Annotated in this window: 25 protein-coding genes and 1 pseudogene; 13 read left to right on the top strand and 13 right to left on the bottom strand. The window is 69.0% G+C overall.

Translation table 11 applies throughout. The features are described from left to right. Positions 1 to 115: 115 nt before the first annotated feature. Positions 116 to 745: a hypothetical protein gene (locus PCC79_RS00855; protein ID WP_232548666.1), complete on the bottom strand. Its 630-nt coding sequence runs from the start codon at positions 743 to 745 to the stop codon at positions 116 to 118. A gap of 56 nt (positions 746 to 801) precedes the next feature. Here PCC79_RS00855 and PCC79_RS00850 point away from each other — a divergent pair, with 56 nt between their 5' ends. Continuing rightward, positions 802 to 1,203: a hypothetical protein gene (locus PCC79_RS00850; RefSeq protein ID WP_232548665.1), complete on the top strand. Its 402-nt coding sequence runs from the start codon at positions 802 to 804 to the stop codon at positions 1,201 to 1,203. Positions 1,204 to 1,213: 10 nt separating this feature from the next. Here PCC79_RS00850 and PCC79_RS00845 read toward each other — a convergent pair whose 3' ends face one another. From PCC79_RS00845 to folP, 3 genes are all read right to left on the bottom strand, one after another. Further along, positions 1,214 to 2,158 (bottom strand): hypothetical protein, encoded by a 945-nt coding sequence (locus tag PCC79_RS00845; protein WP_232548664.1) that lies wholly within the window; start codon positions 2,156 to 2,158, stop codon positions 1,214 to 1,216. Between the two features lie 122 nt (positions 2,159 to 2,280). Continuing rightward, positions 2,281 to 2,664 (bottom strand): DUF1992 domain-containing protein, encoded by a 384-nt coding sequence (locus PCC79_RS00840; RefSeq protein ID WP_232548663.1) that lies wholly within the window; start codon positions 2,662 to 2,664, stop codon positions 2,281 to 2,283. After that, positions 2,661 to 3,578, bottom strand: a complete 918-nt coding sequence (gene folP / locus PCC79_RS00835) for a dihydropteroate synthase (RefSeq protein WP_342372721.1) — start codon at positions 3,576 to 3,578, stop codon at positions 2,661 to 2,663. Before folP ends, PCC79_RS00840 begins: the two co-directional genes overlap by 4 nt. A 163-nt stretch (positions 3,579 to 3,741) precedes the next feature. Between folP and PCC79_RS00830 the strand changes: the two genes are divergently transcribed. Beyond that, entirely contained in the window at positions 3,742 to 4,752 is a 1,011-nt protein-coding gene (locus PCC79_RS00830; RefSeq protein WP_342372720.1) for an aldo/keto reductase family protein, read from the top strand. Positions 4,753 to 4,826: 74 nt separating this feature from the next. Here PCC79_RS00830 and PCC79_RS00825 read toward each other — a convergent pair whose 3' ends face one another. Next, positions 4,827 to 6,194 carry an NAD(P)/FAD-dependent oxidoreductase gene (locus PCC79_RS00825; protein WP_232548660.1) on the bottom strand — a complete coding sequence of 456 codons (1,368 nt, stop codon included), beginning with the start codon at positions 6,192 to 6,194 and terminating at the stop codon, positions 4,827 to 4,829. Positions 6,195 to 6,374: 180 nt separating this feature from the next. On the opposite strand from PCC79_RS00825, the gene PCC79_RS00820 reads away from it, so the two are divergent. Both PCC79_RS00820 and PCC79_RS00815 read left to right on the top strand, forming a co-directional pair. Further along, a complete protein-coding gene (locus PCC79_RS00820) occupies positions 6,375 to 6,899 on the top strand; it encodes a SigE family RNA polymerase sigma factor (RefSeq protein WP_232548659.1) in 525 nt (174 codons plus the stop codon). Beyond that, complete coding sequence (locus tag PCC79_RS00815) at positions 6,896 to 7,888, top strand: hypothetical protein (RefSeq protein WP_232548658.1); 993 nt, start codon at positions 6,896 to 6,898, stop codon at positions 7,886 to 7,888. The genes PCC79_RS00820 and PCC79_RS00815 overlap by 4 nt, the downstream gene beginning before the upstream one ends. Positions 7,889 to 7,895: 7 nt before the next feature. Here the strand turns inward: PCC79_RS00815 and PCC79_RS00810 are convergent, their stop codons facing one another. The 3 genes from PCC79_RS00810 to PCC79_RS00800 form a co-directional block, all read right to left on the bottom strand. Beyond that, positions 7,896 to 8,867 carry an LCP family protein gene (locus tag PCC79_RS00810; RefSeq protein WP_232548657.1) on the bottom strand — a complete coding sequence of 324 codons (972 nt, stop codon included), beginning with the start codon at positions 8,865 to 8,867 and terminating at the stop codon, positions 7,896 to 7,898. A 287-nt stretch (positions 8,868 to 9,154) separates the two neighbouring features. Then, positions 9,155 to 10,003, bottom strand: a complete 849-nt coding sequence (locus tag PCC79_RS00805) for a sugar phosphate isomerase/epimerase family protein (protein WP_342372718.1) — start codon at positions 10,001 to 10,003, stop codon at positions 9,155 to 9,157. A 3-nt stretch (positions 10,004 to 10,006) separates the two neighbouring features. Next, complete coding sequence (locus PCC79_RS00800; RefSeq protein WP_232548655.1) at positions 10,007 to 11,170, bottom strand: Gfo/Idh/MocA family protein; 1,164 nt, start codon at positions 11,168 to 11,170, stop codon at positions 10,007 to 10,009. A gap of 148 nt (positions 11,171 to 11,318) precedes the next feature. On the opposite strand from PCC79_RS00800, the gene PCC79_RS00795 reads away from it, so the two are divergent. After that, the gene (locus PCC79_RS00795) at positions 11,319 to 12,119 is read left to right on the top strand and encodes a maleylpyruvate isomerase family mycothiol-dependent enzyme (protein ID WP_342372717.1); all 801 of its coding nucleotides are present in this window, start codon (positions 11,319 to 11,321) and stop codon (positions 12,117 to 12,119) included. Positions 12,120 to 12,154: 35 nt separating this feature from the next. Here the strand turns inward: PCC79_RS00795 and PCC79_RS00790 are convergent, their stop codons facing one another. From PCC79_RS00790 to PCC79_RS00770, 5 genes and pseudogenes are all read right to left on the bottom strand, one after another. Further along, the gene (locus PCC79_RS00790; RefSeq protein ID WP_232548653.1) at positions 12,155 to 13,147 is read right to left on the bottom strand and encodes a Gfo/Idh/MocA family protein; all 993 of its coding nucleotides are present in this window, start codon (positions 13,145 to 13,147) and stop codon (positions 12,155 to 12,157) included. A 234-nt stretch (positions 13,148 to 13,381) separates the two neighbouring features. Then, positions 13,382 to 14,179 (bottom strand): annotated as a pseudogene (locus PCC79_RS00785) (ISL3 family transposase); the annotation flags it as partial. 81 nt (positions 14,180 to 14,260) lie between these two features. After that, positions 14,261 to 15,757, bottom strand: coding sequence for a group II intron reverse transcriptase/maturase (gene ltrA / locus PCC79_RS00780; RefSeq protein ID WP_232550288.1), 1,497 nt, complete (start codon positions 15,755 to 15,757; stop codon positions 14,261 to 14,263). Positions 15,758 to 16,280: 523 nt separating this feature from the next. Next, the gene (locus PCC79_RS00775; protein WP_342372716.1) at positions 16,281 to 16,889 is read right to left on the bottom strand and encodes a transposase family protein; all 609 of its coding nucleotides are present in this window, start codon (positions 16,887 to 16,889) and stop codon (positions 16,281 to 16,283) included. A gap of 116 nt (positions 16,890 to 17,005) precedes the next feature. Next, positions 17,006 to 17,242 carry a transposase gene (locus PCC79_RS00770; RefSeq protein ID WP_232550243.1) on the bottom strand — a complete coding sequence of 79 codons (237 nt, stop codon included), beginning with the start codon at positions 17,240 to 17,242 and terminating at the stop codon, positions 17,006 to 17,008. 31 nt (positions 17,243 to 17,273) lie between these two features. On the opposite strand from PCC79_RS00770, the gene PCC79_RS00765 reads away from it, so the two are divergent. The 8 genes from PCC79_RS00765 (at position 17,274) to PCC79_RS00730 (ending at position 24,569) form a co-directional block, all read left to right on the top strand. Further along, positions 17,274 to 17,555 (top strand): hypothetical protein, encoded by a 282-nt coding sequence (locus PCC79_RS00765; protein WP_232550244.1) that lies wholly within the window; start codon positions 17,274 to 17,276, stop codon positions 17,553 to 17,555. A 115-nt stretch (positions 17,556 to 17,670) separates the two neighbouring features. After that, positions 17,671 to 18,630, top strand: a complete 960-nt coding sequence (locus PCC79_RS00760; RefSeq protein WP_342372715.1) for an IS481 family transposase — start codon at positions 17,671 to 17,673, stop codon at positions 18,628 to 18,630. 225 nt (positions 18,631 to 18,855) lie between these two features. Continuing rightward, positions 18,856 to 20,277, top strand: coding sequence for an IS1380 family transposase (locus PCC79_RS00755; protein WP_232550245.1), 1,422 nt, complete (start codon positions 18,856 to 18,858; stop codon positions 20,275 to 20,277). Positions 20,278 to 20,367: 90 nt separating this feature from the next. Then, positions 20,368 to 21,081, top strand: coding sequence for a DUF4913 domain-containing protein (locus PCC79_RS00750; RefSeq protein ID WP_232550246.1), 714 nt, complete (start codon positions 20,368 to 20,370; stop codon positions 21,079 to 21,081). Between the two features lie 162 nt (positions 21,082 to 21,243). Beyond that, the gene (locus tag PCC79_RS00745) at positions 21,244 to 21,627 is read left to right on the top strand and encodes a hypothetical protein (RefSeq protein WP_342372714.1); all 384 of its coding nucleotides are present in this window, start codon (positions 21,244 to 21,246) and stop codon (positions 21,625 to 21,627) included. A 93-nt stretch (positions 21,628 to 21,720) separates the two neighbouring features. Next, on the top strand, positions 21,721 to 22,455 hold the full coding sequence (locus PCC79_RS00740; protein ID WP_232550248.1) for a hypothetical protein: 735 nt from the start codon (positions 21,721 to 21,723) through the stop codon (positions 22,453 to 22,455). 38 nt (positions 22,456 to 22,493) lie between these two features. After that, positions 22,494 to 23,912: a hypothetical protein gene (locus PCC79_RS00735; RefSeq protein WP_232550249.1), complete on the top strand. Its 1,419-nt coding sequence runs from the start codon at positions 22,494 to 22,496 to the stop codon at positions 23,910 to 23,912. Positions 23,913 to 23,921: 9 nt separating this feature from the next. After that, the gene (locus PCC79_RS00730; RefSeq protein WP_232550250.1) at positions 23,922 to 24,569 is read left to right on the top strand and encodes an ABC transporter ATP-binding protein; all 648 of its coding nucleotides are present in this window, start codon (positions 23,922 to 23,924) and stop codon (positions 24,567 to 24,569) included. Positions 24,570 to 24,652 lie beyond the last annotated feature (83 nt).

Below are 24,652 nucleotides of genomic sequence, written 5' to 3'. Positions count from 1 at the left end.
GCGTCGCGGGTCGGGGGCGTCCCTGCAGCCGATCATGCCGGGGTGAACGCCTTGTGTACAGGCGGGAAAGCCCTCGGGATCCGTTCGCCGGCGGGCGGTGCGGGCCCGCGCGCGCTCAGGCTCGCTCGGCGCGTCGGCCGAACGGACGCCGCGGGCGCGAGCGCCACCAACGCCACAGCACCACCAGCGGAGAATTGCGGCTGACCAGGAGCAACACCAGCGTCACGAGGCCCACCGCCGCCGGCAACGCGAGGCGCGCGTAGTGCGCCACCCAGCCGAGGATGCCCCACGGCGTCGACTCGCCCGAGGCCGGCCCCACCTGCTCCCCCACCACCACGGGCGGAATCCAGAAATAGGCACCCAGGGCGACGCCGAGGAAGGCCCCGCACCAGGCGATGACGGACGGCCCCCAGGCGGCGTGACCGCCGCCGGCCCCGCGCATCGCCCACCGCAAGAACAGGTGACTGACGAGGATCGCGACGATCCCCACCACGATGACCCACGGCTGTGGCAACCGCCCCGTGTCCCAGGCGAACTCGGAATTCATGGCGATCCGCCGCAGCACGCCCAAGGACCCCATCACAGCCAAGGCCGTCACCAGCCACGCCAGCCCGACGGCCGCGTGCGCCAGCAGCGCCAGCAGGGCGTAACCCGCCCGGGCCGGCGAGAACCGACGGCGCCCGGGGGCGTCCGGGGTGGTCCGGCTGGTGGGTGCCGTGGCGGAGGCGTCGGTCGCGGGGGTCACGGCGCCCATGCTAACGCCCACTGCCCGGGCGACCAGGCATCTGCCACGATGGGGTGATGCCGATGCCGCGTCTGCCCCACCCCCACCTCATCGCGCTGCGCTCGGGCGTCACGGTGGCCCTGAGTTGCCTCCTCGGCCAGGCCGGGTGGGCTTCGGCGTTCCTGGGTGGGCAGGCGCAGTTCCGCCCCTACCACGTCTGGGGTGCCTGGGTGACCCTCGCGGTGTGCGTGGCCAACGCGCTGGTGTACGTGGCGCTCCGACGCTCCGCCGGGCCGGTGAACCTCACCCTCGCCGTGGCGCTGGCCGCAGCCGTGGGCATCCAGGTCGCGCTCGGTGAGACCCACCAGGTGTCGCTCCACATCTTCGTCGGGGTGCTGATCGTGATGCTGGGCACCGCCCTCACCTCGTGGACCTACCGCCACACCCTGCCGGACGCGGACGCCCCGGCGCGGGCCTGACCGGCGACGGTCACTGCGCAGGCGTGGCGGGGGTGGGGACGGCCTCGTTGGTCGCCATGCTCACGGCCGACGGCGTCGACCCGGCCGCCGCGGGTGTCGCGGTCGGAACGGGGGTTGCCGTCGGAGTGGGGGCCGTCGGTGACGGCGTGGCGGTCGGCGTGGCCGTGGCGGCGGGTGTCGGCTCGGTCGGCGTGGCGGTGGGCGCCGGCGTCGACGCATCGGACGCCCCGGTCGCAGCGTCGGAGGTCTCGGCCCTCTCGACCGTCGTCACGTTGCCCACCGTCGTGCCCTCGCCGCCGGAGAGCGCTCGGCCCGTGCTGGCCTCGACGCCCGTGATCACCCCCAGGCCCACGACGAACGCCACACCGGCGGACGCGAGCGCCCCCGCCGCCGCCCAGCGCAGCCCCGAGCGTCGGCTGGTACCGGCGGCGGTCGCTTCCGCACCCGGGGCCACGCCTGTATCCGCACCCGTTCGCTCCTCCGATCCGCCGCGTGTGGCCGTCGGGCCGATGCCGGCGGGCTCGCCGACCGCGCCATCGGGACCGGTCGGGACCAGCCCGGGCGCGACACCGTCGAGAGCGGGGGCGTCCGGGTGCACCCCGGAGCTGAGACCGGTGAACAGGACGGCGTCCGGCACATCCCCTTGGAAGTGCGCTGCCTCCATGTCGGCGTCGGTGGTGCCGGCCGGTGCGACGTCGGCGACACCCGCGTCGGGAGAGTCACCGCGGAAGCGGTCGGAGATGGAAGAAACGGAGTAGTGCGTCCGCCGGATGCCGAAGGAGTAGAGCGCGGTCGCGACGGCACCCACCACCGATCCGATGGCGGCACCGGCGAGCGTGCCCGCCGTGCCGAGGGTCGAGCCGAGGACGGAGGCGGTGACGGACGAGAGGGCACCGGCCGTGATGGCGGTGGGTGACAGCTCCAGGGTTGGGCGTGGGGAAGTGGTCGTGCTCACCGAGCAATTTTAGTTCTGGAAACCATTTACCAGCCAGCTGGTTGCTGCGACCTGGGTCTGAAGTTGCACCTTCAACCATCCGACCGCAGTGGCAGGCGGCTCGCCGGGCCACCCGCCGGCGCTCAGCCGGACCGCCTCTGGCGCCAGCGCGCCACCTCGGCGTCCACGTCGACCAGCCGCACCACCAGCTGCCGGCCGCGCTGGGGGGCGGCGTAGTACGCACGAATACGACCGTTGAGGTCCTCGCAGCGCTCGCGGGCCTCCACCTCGGTACGGGCGTCGGCGAGCGCGCTCTGGATGTCGGCCACCTCGCGGCGCAGCGCGGCCGGCCCGGTCAGCACCGGTTCGAGGTTCTCGGCGCGCATCTTGTTCTTGACCCACCAGTCGGGGTCGTCGTCAAGGTGCAGGGGCTTGCCCGCACCGGGCAGGTGATCGAACGCGCCACGTTCCATCGCTTCCCGGATCTGGCGGTCGATCCAGCTCTCGAACCCGCTCGGGCCGCTCATGGCTCACCCCGTTCGGCCCGGGCCGGGGGTCGGTCACCCCGCACGGACGCGACCATGTCGAGAGTGCGCCGAGTGGCCGCAACGTCGTGGGTGCGGAACACCGTCGCCCCCAGCCAGGCCGCCACCGCGGTCGCCGCCAGCGACCCCTCCAGCCGATCGGCCACGGGCAGGCCAAGGGTCTCCCCCACGAAGTCCTTCCGCGAGATGGCCTGGAGCACCGGGTGGCCGAGCGAGGCGATCTGTGCGGTGGCGCGCAGCACGCGCAACGAGTGGCGGGTCGTCTTGCCGAAATCCAGGGTCGGATCCACAAGCACCGCCTCGGGTGCAACGCCGGCGTCCATCGCCCGGCGCGCTCCTTCCCGCAGCCCGGTGATGACGGACGCGACGACGGCGTCCGGATCCTCGCCATAGGAGACGGCGACCGGATCCGTCCGCGGCGGCAGCCCCCCGGTGTGCGACACGACGTAACCCGCCCCGAGGTCGCCTGCGGCCGCCGCCAGATCGGGGTCGTGGCCCGCCCACGTGTCGTTCACGAGGTCGATCCCCAGATCGGCGACGGCGGCCAGCACCTCGCTGCGCCACGTGTCGACGCTGAGCACGAGATCCGGGTGTCGCTCCCTGGCCTTCGCGAGCAGGGGCTGAATGCGCCCGATCTCGGTCCGGGCGTCCACCCAGTCACCGGCCTGCCCGGCCCGGACACCCCCGACGTCCACCAGATCCGCCCCTGCAGCCACGGCGGCGTCGAGCGCTGCGAGCGATTCGTCCACCCCCTGGCTGCCGGAACTCGCCCAGAACGAGTCCGGCGTGCGGTTGAGGATCGCCATCACCGCCGGGTGAGCGGCGTCGAAACGCTGCCCCCGCAGCACGAGCACAGGCGTGCGGGGGAGGTTCACGGGCCAGACGTGCTCGGTCACGGCGCGATTGTCACTGATCGGGCAAACCTGCTTGTCCGGATGCGGCGGGGCTCGGCCGAGAGCATCGGGGCGCACTGTCAGGCGCCGGTGGTAGACATGGTGGGGTCAACCTGCCCCCACCCCATCTGTCCACAGCAACCTTTCCCCACCACAAGGAGTGACGATGAAGTACCGCTACCTGGGCAACTCCGGGCTGAAGATCACCGAGATCGTGTACGGCAACTGGCTCACCCACGGCTCGCAGGTCGAGAACGAGGCGGCGACGGCGTGCGTCCGGGCCGCGCTGGACGCCGGCATCACGAGCTTCGACACCGCCGACGTCTACGCCAACACCGTCGCCGAGGAGGTGCTCGGCGAGGCGCTCAAGGGCGAGCGCCGGGCGTCGCTGGAGATCTTCACGAAGGTCTACTGGCCGACCGGGCCGAAGGGGCCGAACGACTGCGGCCTGTCCCGCAAGCACATCATGGAGTCCATCGACGGCTCGCTGCAGCGGCTGCAGACCGACTACGTCGACCTCTACCAGGCGCATCGGTTCGACACCGAGACGCCGCTGGAGGAAACCATGCAGGCGTTCGCGGACGTCGTGCGCGCCGGCAAGGCGCTCTACATCGGCGTCAGCGAGTGGACGGCCGACCAGATCCGCGCCGGTCACGAGCTGGCCCGCGACCTCGGCATCCAGCTCATCAGCAGCCAGCCGCAGTACTCGATGCTGTGGCGCGTCATCGAGTCCGAGGTCGTGCCCACCTGCGAGGAGCTGGGGGTGAGCCAGATCGTGTGGTCGCCCATCGCGCAGGGGGTGCTCACCGGCAAGTACGTGCCGGGCGAGGATCTGCCGGAGGGCTCGCGCGCCACCGACACCAAGGGCGGCGCCGACATGATCAAGCGGTTCATGAACGACGACGTGCTCGGCCGGGTGCAGAAACTCAAGCCGATCGCCGAGGGGCTCGACCTCTCCATGGCGCAGCTGGCCGTGGCCTGGGTGCTGCAGAACAAGAACCTCGCCGCAGCGATCATCGGCGCCTCCCGGCCCGAGCAGGTCACCGAGAACGTCAAGGCCTCCGGCGTCGAGATCCCCGCCGACGCCATGCGGGCGATCGACGAGGCGCTCGGCGACGTGGTCGTGTCCGACCCGGCGATGACGGCGCAGAACGGTCCGCAGAAGCGCCCGGTGTGAGCCCGGCCTGACGGCCTGACGCCGCACCCGGACGCCCGGCTCGGCGACCCGCCCGCGGGTCGCCGGGCGGGGCGTCACCGCGTGGTGCGCTTCTCCGATGAGCGGGGGTTCTCGCCCTTGAGCAGCCGCCCGGTGACGCGCTGGCCGAGCTGCTCGAGCGCGAGGCGTCCGACCATCTGCTGGTTGGTGGTCACGCGCTCGGTGCGGCCGGTGCCGAGGAACGAGATGGCCCAGTGCAGCAGGGTGGTCACGCGGCCCTTGAAGCCCGCGATGTAGAACAGGTGCAGGATCAACCACATGACCCAGGCGATGAAGCCGGTCAGCTCGATGCGGCCGATCTTCACGACCGCCTCGTACTTGGCGATCGTCGCCATGGATCCCTTGTCGTGGTACTTGAACGGTTCGCCGTCCGGCGTCCCGGCCACCTGGTTGGCGATGCGGCGGGCGGCGTACTGCCCCTCCTGGATCGCGCCCTGGGCGACGCCCGGGACGCCGGGCACGGAGGCGAGGTCGCCGATCACCATCACGTCGGGGTGCCCGGGCAGGGTCAGGTCGGGCTGGACGACGACGCGGCCCGAGCGGTCGACCTCCGCGCCGGCCTGCTCGGCGATGGTCCGTCCGATGGCGTTGCCCTGGACGCCGGCGGCCCAGACCTTCGCAGCGGCCGGAATGGTGACCGGCGCGCCGTCCTTCGGCTGGTAGGTGACGGACGTCGAATCGACGCCGGTCACGATGGCGTTGAGGATGACCTCGACGCCCGCCTCCTCCAACGACTTCTGCGTCTTGGCGCCCAGCGAGGGCCCGAAGGGCGGCAACACCTGCGGCGCGCCGTCGATGAGGACGACCCGCGCCTCGCGCGGATCGATGCGCCGGAACTGGCCGACGAGCGTGCGGGAGGCCAGCTCGCGGATCTGACCCGCCATCTCGACGCCGGTGGGCCCGGCACCGACGACCACGAAGGTCAGCAGCATGCGACGCTGCTCGGGGTCGGTGGCCTGCTCGGCGTGTTCGAACGCCCAGAAGATGCGGGCGCGGAGCTCGAGGGCGTCGTCGATCGTCTTCATGCCGGGCGCGAACGTGGCGAACTGGTCGTTGCCGAAGTACGACTGCCCGGCGCCGGCGGCGACGATCAGCGAGTCGTACGTGAGCGTGCCGGGCGCGTCGTGGAAGCGGTAGTGGACGACCTTGTTCGCGACGTCGACGTCGGTCACCAGACCGGTCACGGTGCGCACGTTCTTCTGCCGCTTGAGGATCTCGCGGGTCGAGGGCGCGATGGCACCCTCGGACAGGATGCCGGTCGCCACCTGGTAGAGCAGGGGCTGGAACAGGTGCTCGGGGCTCTTGGAGATGATGGTGACGTCGACGTCCGCCGAACGGAGCGCCTTGGCGGTGAAGAGACCACCGAAGCCGGAGCCGATGATGACGACGTGGTGCTTGGGCATGTCGGGAAACCCCTTCTGGTGTCGGACCGCTCCCATTGTGCGTGACCGGGCGGGCGAAGGCCACCGGTTGCCAACCCGTGGTCGGCCCGGCGAGCATGGGGGCGTGGCCTGCCGTCGACCTCGCGGGGCGTCTGTGAAGATTCGTGCAACCCGCGGCGCACCCGCGCCGTCCTTGTGTGCATGACAACCAGCACCACGACGCGCGAGGAGGAGTTCTCCGCGTTCGTCGCGACCCATGGCGGGTCGCTGCGCCACGTCGCCCACCTGCTGACCGGCAGCCGCGACGGGGCTGATGACCTGCTCCAGGACGCACTCCTGCGCACCTGGCTGCACTGGCGGCGTGTGGAGCCACAGACCGCCTGGGCCTACACGCGCCGCATCATGGTCAATCTCGCGACGGACCGTTGGCGCCGCAAGCGCTACGAAACGGTGAGCGCCGATCTCGGCGACTGGCAACCCGATGCGCACGCCGCCGCCGCGTTCTCGGCCACCGAGGATCGCGACTTCATCGTCGACCAACTCTCCCACCTGAGCGCCCGCGAACGCGCGATCGTCGTGTTGCGCTACTACGCGGATCTCTCCGAAGCCGAGGTCGCCGAGCACGTCGGCGTGAGCGTCGGCACCGTCAAGTCCACCTGTTCCCGCGCGCTCAGCCGGCTCCGCAGCCGGAACGACGCCGCCGAAGCCACCAGGAGCAAGTCATGAGCCCCATCAACGAGAACGAACTTCGCAACGAGCTGTGGTACGCCCACGACGGAGCCGAACCCGACACCGACCGTCTCACCGCCAGCGTCCTCCAGCGCGGTCGGACCGTGCGCCGCAACCGCACGATCGCGGGCGGCCTGGCCGCCGTCGTCCTGCTGGGCGGTGCCACCTTCGGCATCGGCTCCCTGCTGGAGAACACCACCCAGCGCGGCGTCCCGGTCAGCGAGGTCTCGCCGACGCCCACGGCGACGACGACGGCATCGCCCTCGCCCACCCCGAGCACGTCGCCCGGGACGACGCCGACCCCGGGGTCGCCGACGTCCGCCACGACGCCGGCCGGCGACCAGACGCCGCCCGCCGACCCGCCCGCATCGGCCACCCCCGCCTGGCCGGACTACACGGACAACGGCATCTTCCCCGCCGACTTCGGTGACCTCGGGGGGTTCCGTCTGCTCCACGAGGGCACCCCGGCAACGGACGAGGTGACGGCATGGGAGGAGGAGTCGCCCGTGGTGCGGTTCTGCGACCAGGCGCCGGGCGCCCTCGTCGAGGTCGAGGCGGGCCGCCACATCCAGGCCCGCGGCCCCGCGGGGATGGGTTGGGACGAGTCCGTCCTGGTGTTCCGCACCGAGCAGGCGGCCATCGACTTCCTGGACCAGGTGCGATCGTATGAGTACTCCGACGAGGCGTGCAGCCGCGATGAGCAGACGCCGGGGTGGCGCGACCAGTGGGCACTCGCCGAGCTGAACGATCTCGGCGACGACGCGATCGGCCTCAGCTGGTGGACGCAGGCGGAGGTCGACGGTACGTGGGCGGACGCCCCGGGCGGGTCGCTGAGCGTCAGCGTCCGTCAGGGCCGCGCCGTCTACACGGGGCTGACTTTCGGTGAATACGTGGGTGACCCGCTGGACGCCGACGCCCTCGCCGAGCTCCAGCCGTTCTTCGACGACGCGCTCGCGCAGGACTGCCCCTGGCCCGGCGGTTGCTGATCCGGTGTCAGGCCCGCGCGGCCAGGTAGGCGTCCAGCGACTCGGTCTGGATCGCCCGGGCGAGGTCGGCCATGCCGGCCTCGTCCATCACCACGATGGACTGGCCGTCGGCCGACGTCCCCAGCCCGGAGACCGGGGCCTGCAGGCTGACGATGTCGGTCGCCCCGCCCAACCGCAGGCTCATGGCCGTGGCGAGCAGCTCGGAGTTCGTCAGCCCGGCATCCACGGTGACGTACTGCCCCAGCAGCCCCGCCACGTCGTTGAAGCGGCTCGGGTTGGCCAACGTCCCGGAGGAGAACAACTGGTCGAGCGCGGCGGTGACCACGGCGCGCTGCCGGGCCGCCCGATCCAGGTCGCCGTGGGGCAGCTCGTAGCGCTGCCGGACGTAGGCCAAGGCCTCGTCCCCGCGGAGGGTGATGGGGCCGGCGGGCCAGGAGTACCCCCGTGACGACGACGCGATGGTGTTGTCCACCGTCACCCCACCGAGCGCTTCGGTCAGGCCCGCAAATCCGTCGAAGTCGATCATCACGACATGGTCGGTCCGGACGCCGACCAGCCCCTCCACGGTGCGGACGGCCAGCGCCCCGCCCCCGTGCGCGAAGGCAGCGTTGATCTTGGCCTCGCCATACCCCGGGATGTCGACCCACAGGTCGCGGGGAAACGAGATGAGGTACAACCGGTCCCGCGCCGGCGTCAGGTGGGCCAGCATCAACACGTCGCTGCGGCCCCGCTCGTCCTCGTTGCGGGCATCGCTGCCGATGAGCAGGTAGGTGAGCGACCCGGGTTCGGACGCGTCGGGCGCCGGGCGGGGCGGGTCGGCGGCATCGGCTGCCCCGGCCGGGGCCGCCGCGCCCCCCGCGTCCGCCAGGGGCAACAGCTCGGGATTGCGCGAGATGGCGCTGACCGAGGCCCAGGTGCGCCACGCGTAGAACCCGCCCAGCACCAGGCCGAGGCCGAGCAGACCGCAGATCAAGGCCACGGCCCACCGGCGGCGGCGCTTTTCGGGCGCACCAAAACGACGCGCAACAGACGTATTCATGTCATTCCCCCCGCGCTGTTCAATCAGCGCATGCACACGGCCCCGTCCGGGCGATGACTGAACACTACGCCGCGCGGAGGGGGGCGAAAAGGCCCCCCAGAGGGGACACGAGAAATGCCGCGTGGGACTAATTCACCATCGCCCGCAACGCGTCCGAACAGGCAAATTCCCCACATTCGATGAATGTGGGGAATCAGCGAGCGGTGTCGGCCACCGCGGGCCCGGGGTCAGTAGCCGATGGAGGCGAGGTAGCGACGGGAGTCGGCGATGCAGTCGTACGGGTCGCGGCCGTAGGTGTCGTCCTGCTCGATGAAGAAGTACTCCGCGCCGGCGGCCTCGGCAGCCGGCAACAGCTCGGGCCAGTTCATGTTGCCCTGGCCCACCTCGGCGAACTGCACGATGTCGTTGAACGCGCTCTGCCAGCCGGCGAAGTCCCCGGCGCTCAAGAACTCCATCGCCGAGGCCGGCACGGGGGTGACCCGGAAATCCTTCACGTGGATGATCTTGCACACCCCGGAGTAGCGCTTGAGCATGTCCAACGGGGCCATGCCGCCGCGCTGCACCCAGTGCAGGTCCACCTCGAAGTTCAACGCAGGCGCCACCCGACGCACGAGGTCGAACAGCAGCTCGCCGTCGAACCGGGTCAGGTCGACGTGGTGGTTGTGGTAGCACAGGGTGATGCCGTCGGCGGCCAGCCGCTCGGCGGCGCTCTGGCACTCGGCGGCCCAGGCCTCCGCGGCGTCCTTGGCCATCATGGCCTCGAACGGCATCATGCCGATGCGCACGAACCGCGTCTCGAGCCGGCCGCAATCGTCGACGATCTTGGCGTAGCTCTCCTCGAGGTTGTCGCCGGTCGCCACGCGACCCGGCTTGAGCGCGACCGACAGGGCACCCACGTCGATGCCGAGCTCGCGGACGCCGCGCTCCAGATCGGCGGTGGTGGCGGCGTCCATCGGAATCTGGGAGACCTCGACCGCCGTGAGGTCCATCGCGACAATGCGTTGCAGCACCGCGAACATCCCCTCATCCGCGACCTGCTGCTTGAGCATCATCATCATCACGCCCAGGGTGGCCATGGTTCAGCTCCTCGTCTCGAAGGTGCCCTCGGCGGTGATCCGCGCGTTGAGCTCGCTCAGGTACGTGTCCTCGTCGAAGTTCTCGATCGAGACCTCACGGCCCAGCCAGCTCGACAGGTGGATCGCGTTCGCGAGACGGACGCCGTGGATGCCGTCCGCGCCGGGCGCGAGCAGTTCCTCCTCGCCCCGCACGGCCGCGGCGAAGTTCCGCAACACCTCCGCGTGCTGGGCGCCCCAGACCGAGCCGTAGTCCTTCGTCTCGGTGGTCATCAGCTCGGCGCGGTCGAGCTGCCCGGTGAACAGCCGGCGAACGGCGTCCACGTCCATGCTCGCCGAGAGCTCCTTCTCGTCCTGGACGAGGCGGGTGATCGTCACCGTGTTCGAGTCGTCGACGACGACCTTGCCCCGGTCGCACAGGATCTCGAGGCGGTCGGTGCCTGGCAGGTCGTGCACGCAGGTGATGAACGAGCCGGTGGCCCCCTCACCGAAGTCGACCAGGGCGTTGACCTCGTCCTCCACGGCGATGTCCCGCCGGAAGCCGTAGCCAACCTTGGCGAACACCGACCTCGGCACCCCGCACACCCACTGCCACAGGTCGAGCTGGTGGGGTGCCTGGTTCACCAGGACGCCGCCACCCTCGCCACCCCACGTGGCGCGCCACGCGGACTGGGCGTAGTAGGGCTGCGGGCGCCACCAGGTCGTGATGGTCCAGCTCGTGTGCCGCAGCTTGCCCAGCTCACCGGAGCTGATGAGCTCGCGCAGGTCCTGGTAGAGCGGGTTGGTGCGCTGGTTGAAGAAGACCCCGAACTGCAGGTCGGGCTTGCTGGCGGCGAAATCGATGAGTTCGCGCGCCTGCTTGGTGTAGACGCCGACCGGCTTCTCCACCAAGGCGTGGACGCCGTGCTCCAACGCATGGATGCCCATCTCGGGGTGGAGGTAGTGCGGCACCGTGGTGACCACGGCGTCCACCTCGCCGGAGGCGACCATCTCGGTGTAGTCGGTGAAGAACGGCACCCCCAGGTCGTCTGCCGCCTGCTTCTTCTCGGGCAAGATGTCGCAGATCGCGCCGATCGTCATGGTGGGCACCTTGCCCTCGCTGATGAGCTTGGCGTACATGCCGCCCTCGGCTCCCAGCCCGATGATGCCCAGTCGCACCGTGTCACCCATGCCCGCTCCTTTGCTCGTGGTTCGGTGTCCACCCTAGTGCGTCACGACAGCGCCCGGAGGGGGCTCGGCGGCGATTGACCGCCAGTTGTCTCGGGGACCCGGACGCGGGGTCCACCGAACTGTCGGAGCCGGGTGCGAGGATCGGCCCATGATCGATCACGCTAGCGTCCTGGCCGACGAGTCGGCCCGCTTCGCCGCCGTTGTGGCCGAGTCCGATCCGGACTCCCCCGTCCCCACGTGCCCCGGTTGGACCGTTGACGACCTGCTGTGGCACCTCACCGACGTGCACGGCTTCTGGACGCGCATCCTGACGACGGGCGCCCAGAGCGACGCCGACGTCGAAGCGGCGGAGGCGGCCGGCCCCGCGCGGCCGGAGGACCGCGCCGCGCTGCTGGACCTGTTCGCCGCCGAGACCAACGCCCTGGCCGAGGCGCTGGCGGGCCGGGCGGACGACGAACCCGCTTGGTTCTGGCTCGGGAGCGACCAGAGCGTCGGCGCGACGCGCCGCATGCAGGCGTTCGAGGCGACGATGCACCGCGTGGACGCCGAGGTGGCCGCCGGGCTCGACCCCACCCGCATCGGTGTCGAGGTCGCCCTCGGTGCGATCCGGCACGCCTTCGACGTCATGTGGGCGTGGTGGGGCACGCTCCCCGGTTTCACCTTCACCCCGGTCGCGAAACCGGTCGCCCTGGTGGCGACGGACGCCGACGCCACGCTGGTCGTCCAAGGTGGCCGCTGGCGCGGCACGGGTGAGTCGGGCAAGGAATACGACGAGCCGGGCGTTCTGCTCATGGCCGAGCGGGACGCCGCGGCGCCGGCCGCGTCGGCCACCGGCACGGCCGAACAGCTGGCGCTGTGGCTGTGGGGCCGCGGGCCGGAGCCGGCGACCGAGGGCGATGAGGCGTCCCTCACGGCGCTCCGCCAAGTGCAGGAGGCCGGGATGCAGTGACCGCGCAGGCGCCAGTCGCGCAGCGCCGGCGTGCGTCAGAAGCCGGAGACCTCGTAAGTGCGCTTGAGCATCTCGAGGCTCTTCATGGCCTCGGCCGGCCCGATCCAGAAGGGTTCCGGATCGTCGACGCGGGTGTAGAAGTCGCGGATCAGGAGTTCGTGCGAGACGCCCCAGTACGAGCGCCCCCCGGAATTGGCACGACGCTCGTCGAAGGTCTCGACGCGGCCGTCCGCCCAGGTGACGGTCAGGCCGTTGCGCAGACTCACGTAGGCGTTCTCGCAGTCGAGCTCGATCTCGACGGCCCGGTGCTGGGGCGCGGTGAGGGTGGCGTACACCGAACTCTGGACGCCGCTCGCGTGGGTGAACAGCATCTCGGCGGTGTCCTCCACCTCGATGACGTCGCCGAACTTGTTCTGCGCCACGTGTCCCTTGACGTCGACCACGTCGCCGAGGAACCACTGCACGAGGTCGAGAGTGTGGATGGCCTGGTTGATGAGGAGGCCACCGCCTGCCCGGGCGCGGCTGCCGCGCCACGGTTTGGCGGCGTAGTAGTCGGCGGTGCGCGTCCACACCACCGACGCGTACGCCCCCCGGACGGCGCCGAGCGCGCCCGAGTCGAGCAACCGGCGCAGCTCCTGACTGCTCACGTTGTAGCGGTTCTGGAAGCAGATGCCGATCTTCGCCCGCGCGCCCGGGGCGGCGTCGACGAGGCGCTGAGCATCGGCCAGCGACGCGGCGATCGGCTTCTCCTGCACCACGTGGACGCCCAGCGCCAGCGCCGCCAGCGAGGCGGACACGTGCTGATCGTGCGGCGTGGTGACGTGCACGACGTCGGGGTCGACGGCATTCACGAGCGCATCGACGGTGTCGAAGGCGGGGACGCCGAGGTCACGCTCGGCAGCCTCGCGTCGTGCCGGATCGGTGTCGACCATCCCCACGAGCTCGACCCCGGCGATGGCGTCGATGGCTTCACGATGAACGGTGGCGACGTCGCCCCAGCCGATGATGGCGGCCCTGCTCACTGGCATGCCCCCACCGTACTCGTCCCTCACCCGTCGCACCCGGCGGACGTGACCGCACGCCGCCACCCTGCCCGTGTCACCGCCACCCTGCCCCTGCCCACGCCCCCCTGCTCGATTCGCACCGCCCTGCCGTTGCGCCGCTAGGGGGGCGGTCCCAACGGCAGGGAGGCGGTCCCAACGGCAGGGAGGCTGGCCCGGCAGCGCTGCGCAGACAGGCTGGTGGGCCGAGAATCCGGCTCTTCACGAAAGAGAGTGGATGAGGGGTCGGAATCCGCCTGCTTCGAGGAGTGATCTGAGCCGGTAGTTGACGAGGTTGCGGAAGCCGAGCGCGATGCCGCGGAGGTGTTCGAGCCGGCCGTTGATGGCTTCGGTGGGTCCGTTGCTGGAGCCGGGGTGGTCGAACCACGCCAGGATGTCGTCGCGTCGCTTTTCGAGTGTCCTGCCGAGTTGCGCGAGCTCTTCCAGCCCGGCCGGGACAGCGGTCTTGATCCGGTCGATCACCGAGGTGAGCAGCTTCTTCCCGACGTCGGCGTCGGGGTGTCGGTAGGCGTCGATGATGTCTTGGTAGGTCAGCCAGGTGACCTCGAGGGGGACTGCTTCATCGATGGCCCACAGTGCTGACAGGCGGGCCTTCTGCTTGTCGGTGAGTAGCGCCCGGCCGGTGCGCAGGGTACGTCGGGCCTTGTAGAGCGGATCATCGGCTCGGCCGCGGCCGCCGGTGAGTTCACGTTGGACGCGTTGTCGGGTGGCGTTCAGCTTGTCGCCGGCCAACGCGACCACGTGGAAGGGGTCCATCACGGCGGTGGCGTCGGGGACGGCTTCGGCGGCGGCGGTCTTGAAGCCGGTGAAGCCGTCCATCGCCACGATGGCGACCCGGGCCCGGAACTGGTCGGTCTGAGCCTCCAGCCAGGTCTTGAACGCCTTCTTCGAGCGACCCTCGACCAGGTCCAGCAGCCGGGCGGGGCCGGTGTCGTCCCGGATCGGGGTGAGGTCGATGATCACGGTCACGTACTTGTCGCCCTTGCGGGTGTGTCGCCAGTTGGGTCGGGCTGTGGCGCCCTGCCACGGTTACCCGTGGTGGGTTTCCACAGCCCGCCCGCCGAACCCGGCGTGCGACTTTCACCGCACCGGGCTCTCCACGTGAGGGGGTCGGTCAGCTTGTGACGGTCGATGGGGTCCACGGGGTCGGGATCTGGTAGCCGCGGTAGCGGTACCGGACGATGGGGACGCTGGCTGCGCCCTTGAACCTGACCCCGTCGTGGGCGAGCCGCCAACTGCCCGGCAGACAGTACCTGCGCCGGAGCTCTGGCCATCCGATACGACGGTGCTTCTTCCGTAGCCACGACGTGATCCGTTCCCACGTGTAGGAATCGACCGCGTTGAAGGCTCGTTTGGCCACGCGTGCCGGAAGTAGTTCGCCCACCCACGCAACACTCGACCCAGGTAGGCCATCAGGTAGCCCGGGTCGCGGTGCAGGGTTGCTCTGTACGTCATGGCCTTCACCCGTGCCTTGATCGAGGCGATCGCCTTCGTCGACGGCTTGGTGTACACAAACGACTTGTGGCTCCCGCGTTTCCGCATCCGTCGGATGTGGAAGCCGAGGAAGTCGAACCCGTCGTCGATGTGGACCACTCGGGTCTTGTCCGGCGACAGTCGCAGCCCCATCGGGGCCAACACGACTGCCACCTCCTCGCGCAACTGATCGGCATCAGCCCGTTCGCCTTTGACCACGATCACGAAGTCGTCGGCGTACCGGATGAGCCGGTAGGTCGCCTCGCCGTGATAGCGGCGCCGGTTCCGCTGGTTCGCCGTTCCCATCTCCTGGGTCCAGCGCCGTGCGAACTCGTCGTCCAACACGGACAAAGCGATGTTGGCCAGCAACGGAGACAAGATTCCGCCCTGCGGGGTGCCGGTCACCGTTCCCTCGGTGGTACCCACCGTGGTGAGCACCCCCGCCTTCAGGAACGCCTTCACCAACGCCAGCACACGCTTGTCCGAAACCCTCGCTCGCAGGCGGTCCATCAACGCGGTGTGGTCGATCATGTCGAAACACGCCTCAATGTCGGCCTCCAACACCCACTCATACCGTTTGCTGGTGAAGTGGTGGATCTCGGCGATCGCGTCAGCAGCGCGCCGGTTGGGGCGGAACCCGTACGAGCACGGTTGGAAGTCCGCCTCGAAAATAGGTTCCAGTACCAGCTTCAAGGCGGCCTGCACCACCCGGTCGGTGACGGTGGGGATGCCCAACTTGCGCAGCTTGCCGCTGGCCTTCGGGATCATCACCTGCCGCACCGGCACCGGCTGGAAGGTCCGGGACTTCAACTCGTCCCGTACCTGCCGCAGGAACGCCTCGACCCCCATCCCGGAGGTAACGTGGGCCACCGTGGCCCGGTCCACCCCCGGTGTCCGTGCCCCCTTGTTCCCAGCGACGCGTTCCCACGCCATCGTCAGAAACGCCGGGTCACAGACCAGGTTGTACAGATCATCAAACCGGCGGCCGCGATCCGCGGCCGCCCAACCATGCAGTTTGGTCTGCATCCTCCGTACCGCCAGAAAGGCGCGAGCATCGCTCGGCCACCCAGTGGCACCGGTATTCACCGGTGCGTCTTCGGACATCACAGTTCCTTCCTGCTTCCTCTCGCTGCCGCCCTTTCCCATGCGGTCGGCTTTCCCGACCTCGGAGTACTACGACGGCTCCGCCCCCACCCACACCCTTCGGCCGGCAACGCGCCTATCCCCACCAAGGTGGTGGGGAACGGAGTGCGGAGGGTTCCCACGTTCACTGCTGTTCGGTTGACGGGCGAGGCGCCCGGCTTTGCCCCTGCGGCATCGTCGTGGCTACGCCGTAGACCTTCACCACGACCTGCCGGACCCGACACATTCACCGTTCCGACAGTTCCCCACCCCGACGGCCGTCTGGCTGACGACCCCCACGGCGGTTACGCACCGCACTCCAGCCCGCATCCACCGGGTTCGAGCTGGTCGACGATCAAGAGGCTTTACGACACCGGTTCCTCTCGTACACCTTCCCGTCTTGCTCACCAGACCCGGCCCATCCGGTAGTGCTGGACCGTCCTGACTTTGTCGCGGCTGCTCCCACCCAACCCCGGCGTTCCCCGAAGTCAGGCTGCCGCCAGCTTCACCCCACTGCTACGACAGCGGGGCGATGCAGGTCTCTCACCTCCATCCGAAACAACAGCGCCTCGTGGCGCACAGCGTGCTCGTCGACGCCGACGACCTCGACGCCGTCGAGCCGTCCCGGGTGGTCGATGAGGAGCTGGGTCCCGACGTCGGTCACGGCCATGTGGGCGGTGTCCCAGCTGATGCCCAGCACGGCGGCGACACCGCTGATCGGGGTGTGATCGAGCACGACTTGGCACAGGGCCCACCAGTCCGCGGCCCTGGTCAGCTTCGACCGCGGTCGGGCCACCGTCTTCAGCGAATGCCGCCACACCCGCCCACACCCATCGCAGCGGAACCGGGGCACCCGGACCGACAGCCACGTCGGCCGTCGGCCCACGGGCAGGTGGGTGAACCGGCGTAGCACCTGGTCGTGCACCCGGCCCCCAGCGCCGCAGCGGGGACATCGGTCATCGACGGTGACGAGCGAGCAGAACAGGATCGCCTTGTCCGGCCAGATCTGCTGGGCGTCGACCCGCAGCCCGAGGGCGTCAACCCGAGCGAAGGTGGTCAGATCCGGGCTGGTGACCGGCGGGCAGGCGGGCGTCGTTGAGGTAGCGTCAGACATGGGCCTTGTTGTTGCTGGATGGGATTCGACACCCACATCCTCGCGGCGACAAGGCTCCTCAACGCTCAGCCCGCGCCGTCACCCACCCACCCTCGATTGGGAAGAGCCAGCAAAGATCACTGCTGGTCTTTCGCGAACCAGGCCGCAACTTTTTTTGCGAACTCAGCCTCCATCTTCAACCGTCGGTTCTCCGAGCGGAGCCGTTCCAGCTCGGCCCGCTCGTCCTCGTTCAACGGCCGGACCGGTTCACCATCTTGCGCGTCTCGCGCCTTCTTCACCCATTTCCCCAAGGTCATCTCATGCACGCCGATACTGCGCGCCACATCGGCGACCGAGCGCCCGTCATTGATCACGAACTCTACCGCCGAGGCTTTGTACTCCTCCGTGAACGCCCTCCGTGTCGATCCCATCGTCGGTTCCTCCCAAGTTCAGGAACCCGCGGAATATGCCCCACCCTCCACCAAAGCGGGAACGGTCCAGAGCAAAGGCGGTCGCCCACCCGCGTTCGACCCCAGCGCCTACAAGGACCGCCACGCTGTCGAATGTGGCATCAACAAGCTCAAACACCACCGCGCATTCGCCACCCGCTACGACAAACTCGCCGTCCGCTTCACCGCCACCACCCACATCACCGTGATCAACGGATGGCTCAAACGACTTTCGTAACAGGCTCTAGGTGTACCCGGCCAGGACGTTGGTGGCAGTTCGGGGGTGTTGACGTGAGGGGAACCTCCGGGTGGGGTGTGGCTTGTCGAAGGCCCACATCCACCACGGAGGTTCCATGTCCCACGGTAGTGCCCGGTTGACCGTTCACGGTCGGCTGCTGATCGTGCAACGTCATCAGGCCGGCTGGCCCCAGTCCCAGATCGCCGCGGCGATGGGGGTGTCCCGCAAGTGCGTGCGCACGTGGCTGGACCGGTACGCAGCCGAGGGGCTGGCAGGCCTGGAGACCCGCTCTTCGAAACCACACACGACTCCCACCAAGACCAGTCCGGCTCTTGAGGAGCGCGTGCTGGCCGCGCGGGCCACCCACCGAGCTGGGCCCGATGTCCTGACCACGATCGTCGGCGTGCCGGCCCGCACGATCTCCCGGATCCTGCGCCGCCACCAGGTCGCCTACCTGCGTGAGTGTGACCCGATCACCGGGTCGGTGATCCGCTCGTCGAAGCAGACCGCAGTCCGTTACGAACGTGACCATCCCGGCGAACTGGTCCACATGGACGTGAAGAAGATGGGTCGGATCCCCGACGGCGGCGGGTGGCGGGTCCACGGTCGCGGGAATGTCGCTCGGGACCGGATCAACGGGCCCGGGTTCGACTACGTCCATTCCTTGGTCGATGACCACTCCAGGCTCGCCTACAGCGAGGTCCTGACCGACGAGAAAGGCACCACCTGCGCCGCCTTCCTGCAGCGGGCGATCGGCTACTTCGCCGCACACGGCATCACCCGGATCGAACGCCTCATGACCGACAACGCATGGGCCTACCGCTACTCACTACGCGGGCTATGCGCCGAACACGGCATCCGGCAGAAGTTCATCAAACCCCACTGCCCTTGGCAGAACGGCAAGGTCGAGCGGCTCAACCGGACCCTGGCCACCGAATGGGCATACCGCCGCACCTACACCAGCAACCAAGAGCGCACCGCAGCCCTTGCGCCCTGGCTCGAGCACTACAACACTGCACGAGGCCACAGCGCACTCGGAGGGAAGCCCCCGATCAGCCGACTGCTACCAACCTGATGGCCGGGTACATCTAGGCGACTTGGACTCGTTCATCCCCGATGAGGTACTCGATGGACAGGGCGAGCCTGAGGGAAACTTGATCTCCTGCAGGCATCACGTCTAGCCTCGTGCTTTCATGACGGTGGGTGGACTGCAGTGGCCTGGGATGGCGAAAGTGCCCCTGACTTGGGATGATGTGTTTTGCGAAGCACAATCATTCAACAAGCGAGGAGCACCTTCGAGGTGAAGAGTACCGGCTCGTATCCCAGGGTTCATGTCGATACCGCGAAGGTGACCGCGGTCGGCCAGGCTGGCGGGATCCTGCTGACCGAAACCATCCGCGCGGCCGGCCTGGACCGGGCCCTGTCGGAGGCGCTTTCCCGGTGGCGGAAACCGTTGGCGGTCCACGACCCAGGCAAGATCATCTGCGATCTGGCGATGTCGCTGGTGCTCGGCGGTGAAGCGTTGAGCGACCTCGCCACCCTGCGCGCTGAACCAGGGGTCTACGGCCCGGTGGCGTCGGATCCGACCGTGTCGCGGCTCATCGCGGCCCTGGCCGAGGACGCGGACAAGGCCATCAAGGCGATCGCCGGAGCCAGGCAGCAGGCCCGCGCCAGGGTCTGGGCCCTGGCCGGTGAGCATGCCCCCGACCACGAGTCGACTGCCGAGGATCCGGTGGTGATCGATCTCGACGCGTCGCTGATCACCGCCCACTCGGAGAAGCAGCGCGCGGCTGCGACGTTCAAGCGAGGCTTCGGGTTCCACCCGTTGCTGGCGTTCGCCGACCACGGGACGGACGGCACCGGCGAAGCCCTGGAGGTCCACCTACGCCCCGGGAACGCCGGTTCGAACACCGCCGCCGATCACATCACCGTCACCAAACAAGCTCTCGCGCAGCTCCCCGACCGGAACCCGCGGCCCGGACGCCGCGTGCTGATCCGCGCGGACGGGGCCGGCGGCACGAAGGAGTTCACCAAGTGGCTGACCGGGCGCAGGGTGGCGTACTCGGTCGGGTTCACCCTCCCCATGGACACCCCCGACTTCTACCACCTGGTCCCTGAGTGGGTTTGGGTGCCGGCCCTCAACAGCGATGGCGAGGCTCGCGAGGGGGCCGATCTTGCTGACTTCACCGGACTGCTGGATCTCGACGGTTGGCCTGCCGGGATGCGGGTGATCGTCCGCCGCGAACGGCCCCACCCCGGCGCTCAGCTGCGGTTCGACGACGTCGACGGCTACCGGCTCACCGCCTTCGCGACCAACACCACCCTCGGCACCCGGCAGCAGCTGGAGCTCAGGCATCGTCGCCGCGCCCGCTGCGAAGACCGGATCCGGATCGCGAAAGACACAGGCCTGGCCAACCTCCCGTTGCACGGGTTCGACCAGAATCGGATCTGGTGCCAGATCGTCGCCCTGGCCTCCGAGTTGCAGGCCTGGAGCGCGATGCTACGACAAGCGAGTCACCTCGGTCTCCACCGGCCGCGGACAGCGCAGTGTCAACGAGCAGCTCACCCGCGAACGTATCCTGGATGTCGCCGACCTACAGGGGATGCCGAAGGGTCGTGCCGTCGTGCTGGCCTCCGGTACTCGTCCCACGCTCATCACGACGCAGCCGTGGATGAACGGCCCGCACGCCGCAGCCGTCAAGGCGTCGATCGCCGCTCATGACCCGAGTGCCACGACGACGCTCGATGACGCACAGCGGGAGCTCGTCGACGTCGGCCGGAACCTCGCGGCCCTGGACGATCCGGTGCGGTCATGAGCGGGCTCGGCGAGTGGGACACCGACGCCCCCATTTACGACGTTGAGGCCACTTCGATGGCTGACGTCGACGAAGAGACCGACGAGCCCTTGGGCGCACCCGACATCGTCGGAGAGAGGGTTGCCGCCGAGATTGATGGCCTCGATCTGGCCGCGATCGCCGGCGGCCTCGTTGCTGCAACCGTGACCAGCGAGATCCACCGCCAGGTGAAGCGCGAAGTCGCTCCTATCGTCACCGAAGCAGTGAAAGGTGTTCTGACACCGGAGCGCCTCGACGCGCTGCGCCAAGTCGCCGCCGCTGCTGCGGAAGCCGAACTCAGCCCTCCGGGCGAGCCTGAGGTCGTCGAGGACGACGTGCCGACCCTCTACTACGGGTCGGTCGACGAGTTCGTACGCGAGTTCATCTGCCCGGTCTTTCGTCGCAACGTCGGTGAGGAAGGCCGCGCGGATTATCGCTGGTCAGCACGCTGGTGGGAATCCGCCGAAGCGATCACGCGCCTCGAGGCGCTATGGCGGGCCTGGGAGCACCTGCGCATGGATCCGTCCACGGGAATCTCGGTGTGGCTGCGCGATCACGCAGACCACCATCTCGGAGTCCTGATGAGCGCGACGGGACCGTGGGCGCGGTCTAAGGACACCGCCGGGCCGCACGAGCCCTTACCCTACGAGGCTCCGCCAGCCGGTCTCTTCCCAGACGTCCGAGACGCCTGATCTCGATGGCGGCCTACCCCGTTCGGGGAAGGCACGCGGGCTGCCGGCGGGCAGTTGACTGCCCATCTGAGGGTACTAAAGTTCCCAGATTTCCAGCTCAACAACGAGCCGTCGTAGGTTCGTGTAGGTTCGGAGAAACCCCTAGATGAAAGGTTCATCATCATGAAGATCAAGAAGTTCGCCATCCCCCTGGCGGTCGTCGGGATGCTCGCTGTCGGGACGTCGGCCTGGGCCGGCACCACGTTCCAGGGCTACAGCACGACCGTCGGCAAGCTCAACGGTAACGGCTACACCGCGTACCAGACGAAGGTGGGCGCCGGCACCGCGGCCGATCTGCGGAGCGGCACGGTGGGCGCCGACTACGTCGTCGACGCTCGTCTCCAGGCCGCCGCCGGCACCGGCGGCTGGGCTCGCGACGTCGGCGACAACGACACCCGCCAGCTGTGGAACTCCGTGCAGAAGGGCGCGAGCGCCCGCGTGCAGTTCAGCAACGACTGGAACACCGCCGTCGACGTCCAGGTCTCCGGTACCTGGCGCAGCAACTAGCGCCACCTAACAGGTATTGGCACGCTCCGGCGTGTCAATACCTGTTTCGTGCGCAGAGGAGACAACGCGTTGATCCGCCGATACCTGCCCAGCATGGCTGTGGTCCTGCTCCTGATCGCCTCACCCGGCCTCTTCGGGTGGTGGCTGGTGAGCGACTACGCGCTGGTCGACCGCTACGACCACTTCACCCTGGCCCTGAGCAGCCTGGTCCCGCTGGCGTTCCCGCTGTTGACCACGTTGCTGTACGGGCTCTATTTCAGCCAGGAGCTGTCGGCCGGAGCGTGGCTGCCGCTCCAGCTGCGTCGCGGGAGACGCGGATACCTGCTGCGCCATCTTGGCCGAGCTGCTGCTCTCGGATTCGTGGCTGGTGCCGTGATGATCGTGATCGTCGGCGTCCTGACGCTCTGGGCGACCCCGAAGTTCGGCTGGGTGACCTACTTCCCTGATCCCGGGGCTCGGGTGCCTGCCGAACGGTTCACCTTCGCTCAGCTGCTTCCCCTGGGCGACGCCGCGTTCCTCAGCTCGTATGCGGCCTGGGTCGGGGTTCACGCAGCTCTCTACGGGATGCTCGGCGTCCTCGCGTTGGTGAACGTGAGCAACCGTCTGCTCGCGCTGGCGTTACCCGCGGTGGGCCAGTTCCTGATCGACTTCCTACTCGCCGTCCTCGGGCTCGAACGGTGGGGCATGATCGCGGCGGTGTTCCCGTTCAACCTTCGCCAGATCCCGCTGTATGTCCCGATGCTCTCGACACTGGCGTTCCTGCTGATAGTGGCAGCACTTGCGGCCTGGACACTATCTGCCCGACGCTCACCGGCGGGCTACCAGTGATCTGGCTGCGTCGCTACCGCGGACTCCTGTTCGCATCTGTGGCGACCCTGGTCGCGGGAGCACTGACCGCTCTCGCGTACCGAGGCCAGCTCCTGACGGCCGCTGACATCGCCCAGGCCCCGTTCGGGGCGTGGGACGTGGTGCTGATGACCGCCCAGGATCCGTACGTCATCGCGTACTTCCTGTGGCCCGTGCTGACCGTCGTGCTCGGGCACAGCATCTCACTGCGCGCGCGGCCCGCGGTCCTCCTTCGTCACGGCTCACGAGCCGCGTTCGTCCTCGACGAAGCGGTGCGCGCCGTACCGGTGGGAGCGGTCCTGGCGATCGCCTTGACGGCCAGCTCCTTGGTGGGAACAGCCGGGCTCGGCTGGCAGCTGATGTGGAGCCCGCTCGCCCTGGCCCGCGAGGACCTCGTCGCGTCGCTGCATGCCCAAGCCACGGCCGGGCTCGCGTTCATCCCGGTACTAGCCGCACAGGTTCTCTACCTGGCCGTCTCAGCCGCCTTCCTCGCTACCGGCGTCGCCATCCTCGCCCTCACCTCCACCCGGCACTACCGCCTGTTCGTCATCGCAGCCGCCCTATCGATGCCGGTCATCTTCAAGGCCTGGCCGCTTCCGCCGGCGAGCAACCCGATCAACGCCCTGGTCACCGCGCACGCCGTCATGACAGGGCTCCCGCTATGGGCCGCACCCACGGCCTGCGTCATCGGCATCGCCGTGCTCGGCGTCCTGGCGTTCGGCATGGACCGACGGCCCGTGAACCGAGCCTGGCCAAGGGTGCGGATCGATCGCCGTTGGGCGTGGTACTGGCTGATCATCGGCAGCGGCATACTGCTCATGACCCCGCTTCAGGATCCCGAGCTGCCCCTGGCCTCCCAGCTCCTCTACGGAGCGAGCACCGAAGGGATGTCGTTCCTGCACTGGGCCTTCGCCGTCATCGTGTGGGTCGGTCTCGCGCTGGTCCTCATGCTGCGCTGGTCACACACCCTCACCACACGCCTTCCCGACCTTCTCCTGCGCCACGGCCGTGCGACCACGCTCGTCGCCCGCGAGACCGCCCGCGACGTCGCCTCCGGCCTCGTCAGCGCGATCGCGCTGCTCGCCGTGACCGCAGCCCTCGACGCCCTCACCGGCCGCCCCATGCTTGACTGGGCCGATGCACTCCACCTGCTCCTGGCCGGGCCACTGGTCGCCGCGTCGATCGCGTCAGCCGGCGTCATCGCCGGCTGGCTTGCTCACAGCGTGACGCCGATGACCCTCACCCTGGTCGCCTGCACGATCCTCACAGTGCCGGCGCTCAACCCCGCCTGGCCCTGGCCCTCAGCACTCGCGTTCCTCGGCGCGCGCCCACCCGAAGCCGCGCCCACTCTGCTCATCCTCTACGCCGGCGCGACCCTCGCCGCGCTCCTGATCATCCTCACCCTCTTGGCCCGACGCCAAGCACCCTCTTTCGACTGAAAGGTTCCCATGGAGTACGCAGCCACGCTCACCGCCGTATCCAAGTCCTTCAAAGGACTCGACGTCCTCCAAGACGTGAACCTCGCCGTCCCGCGCGGCTCCCTCTGCGGAATCCAGGGACCAAACGGGTCCGGCAAGTCCGTCCTCTTCAAGCTGATCTGCGGTCTCGTCACCCCAGACGCCGGTGAGGTCTGGCTGTCACCAGACCTCCGTGAGAAAGGCGACTCCTACCCGATCGGTGTCGGTGCGATCATCGACCGCCCGGGCTACCTCCCCGGGCTCACCGGCCTGGAAAACCTCCTGGAACTCGCCTCCATCCGCAAAGTCGCCAGCCGCGCCGACGTCACCACAGCCATGGAACGAGTCGGCCTCTCACCAGGAACCCGCCAGCACGTGCGGAACTACTCCCTCGGGATGAAACAGAAGCTCGCGATCGCGCAGGCCTTCATGGAAGGCCAACAGCTGCTGCTCCTCGACGAGGCCTTCAACGGCCTGGACGCCTCGAGCGTCGAGACGACTCGTCAGCTCCTCCGCGACCTCAACGCCGAAGGACGCACCATCGTCATCACGAGCCACCAGCAAGAAGACATCGACACCCTGTGCGCCTCCGTGTGGCGGATCAACCACCACACCCTCGAACCCGTCACGCCTTCCTGATCGTGTCGGCGCTATCGATGTGGTTCGAGGTCATCGGAGCGCTCTAACTAGGGGGGTCCCTCGGTGCCGTTCGGAGTGCCTCC

This window comes from Propioniciclava soli (assembly GCF_038502305.1).
Lineage (GTDB): Bacteria > Actinomycetota > Actinomycetes > Propionibacteriales > Propionibacteriaceae > Propioniciclava > Propioniciclava soli.
Note: the sequence above shows the minus strand (reverse complement) of the source record. Positions and strands in the feature narration are given on the sequence as shown.

Bases quoted from the DNA above. Each gene is read 5' to 3' on its own strand.
- PCC79_RS00850 (WP_232548665.1), top strand. From the start codon at position 802: ATGCCGATGCCGCGTCTGCCCCACCCCCACCTCATCGCGCTGCGCTCG.
- PCC79_RS00760 (WP_342372715.1), top strand. From the start codon at position 17,671: ATGTCCCACGGTAGTGCCCGGTTGACCGTTCACGGTCGGCTGCTGATC.
- PCC79_RS00830 (WP_342372720.1), top strand. From the start codon at position 3,742: ATGAAGTACCGCTACCTGGGCAACTCCGGGCTGAAGATCACCGAGATC.
- PCC79_RS00750 (WP_232550246.1), top strand. From the start codon at position 20,368: ATGAGCGGGCTCGGCGAGTGGGACACCGACGCCCCCATTTACGACGTT.
- ltrA (WP_232550288.1), bottom strand. From the start codon at position 15,757: ATGTCCGAAGACGCACCGGTGAATACCGGTGCCACTGGGTGGCCGAGC.
- PCC79_RS00745 (WP_342372714.1), top strand. From the start codon at position 21,244: ATGAAGATCAAGAAGTTCGCCATCCCCCTGGCGGTCGTCGGGATGCTC.
- PCC79_RS00790 (WP_232548653.1), bottom strand. From the start codon at position 13,147: ATGCCAGTGAGCAGGGCCGCCATCATCGGCTGGGGCGACGTCGCCACC.
- PCC79_RS00825 (WP_232548660.1), bottom strand. From the start codon at position 6,194: ATGCCCAAGCACCACGTCGTCATCATCGGCTCCGGCTTCGGTGGTCTC.
- PCC79_RS00775 (WP_342372716.1), bottom strand. From the start codon at position 16,889: ATGTCTGACGCTACCTCAACGACGCCCGCCTGCCCGCCGGTCACCAGC.
- PCC79_RS00795 (WP_342372717.1), top strand. From the start codon at position 11,319: ATGATCGATCACGCTAGCGTCCTGGCCGACGAGTCGGCCCGCTTCGCC.
- PCC79_RS00840 (WP_232548663.1), bottom strand. From the start codon at position 2,664: ATGAGCGGCCCGAGCGGGTTCGAGAGCTGGATCGACCGCCAGATCCGG.
- PCC79_RS00800 (WP_232548655.1), bottom strand. From the start codon at position 11,170: ATGGGTGACACGGTGCGACTGGGCATCATCGGGCTGGGAGCCGAGGGC.
- PCC79_RS00805 (WP_342372718.1), bottom strand. From the start codon at position 10,003: ATGGCCACCCTGGGCGTGATGATGATGATGCTCAAGCAGCAGGTCGCG.
- PCC79_RS00820 (WP_232548659.1), top strand. From the start codon at position 6,375: ATGACAACCAGCACCACGACGCGCGAGGAGGAGTTCTCCGCGTTCGTC.
- PCC79_RS00730 (WP_232550250.1), top strand. From the start codon at position 23,922: ATGGAGTACGCAGCCACGCTCACCGCCGTATCCAAGTCCTTCAAAGGA.
- PCC79_RS00740 (WP_232550248.1), top strand. From the start codon at position 21,721: ATGGCTGTGGTCCTGCTCCTGATCGCCTCACCCGGCCTCTTCGGGTGG.
- PCC79_RS00815 (WP_232548658.1), top strand. From the start codon at position 6,896: ATGAGCCCCATCAACGAGAACGAACTTCGCAACGAGCTGTGGTACGCC.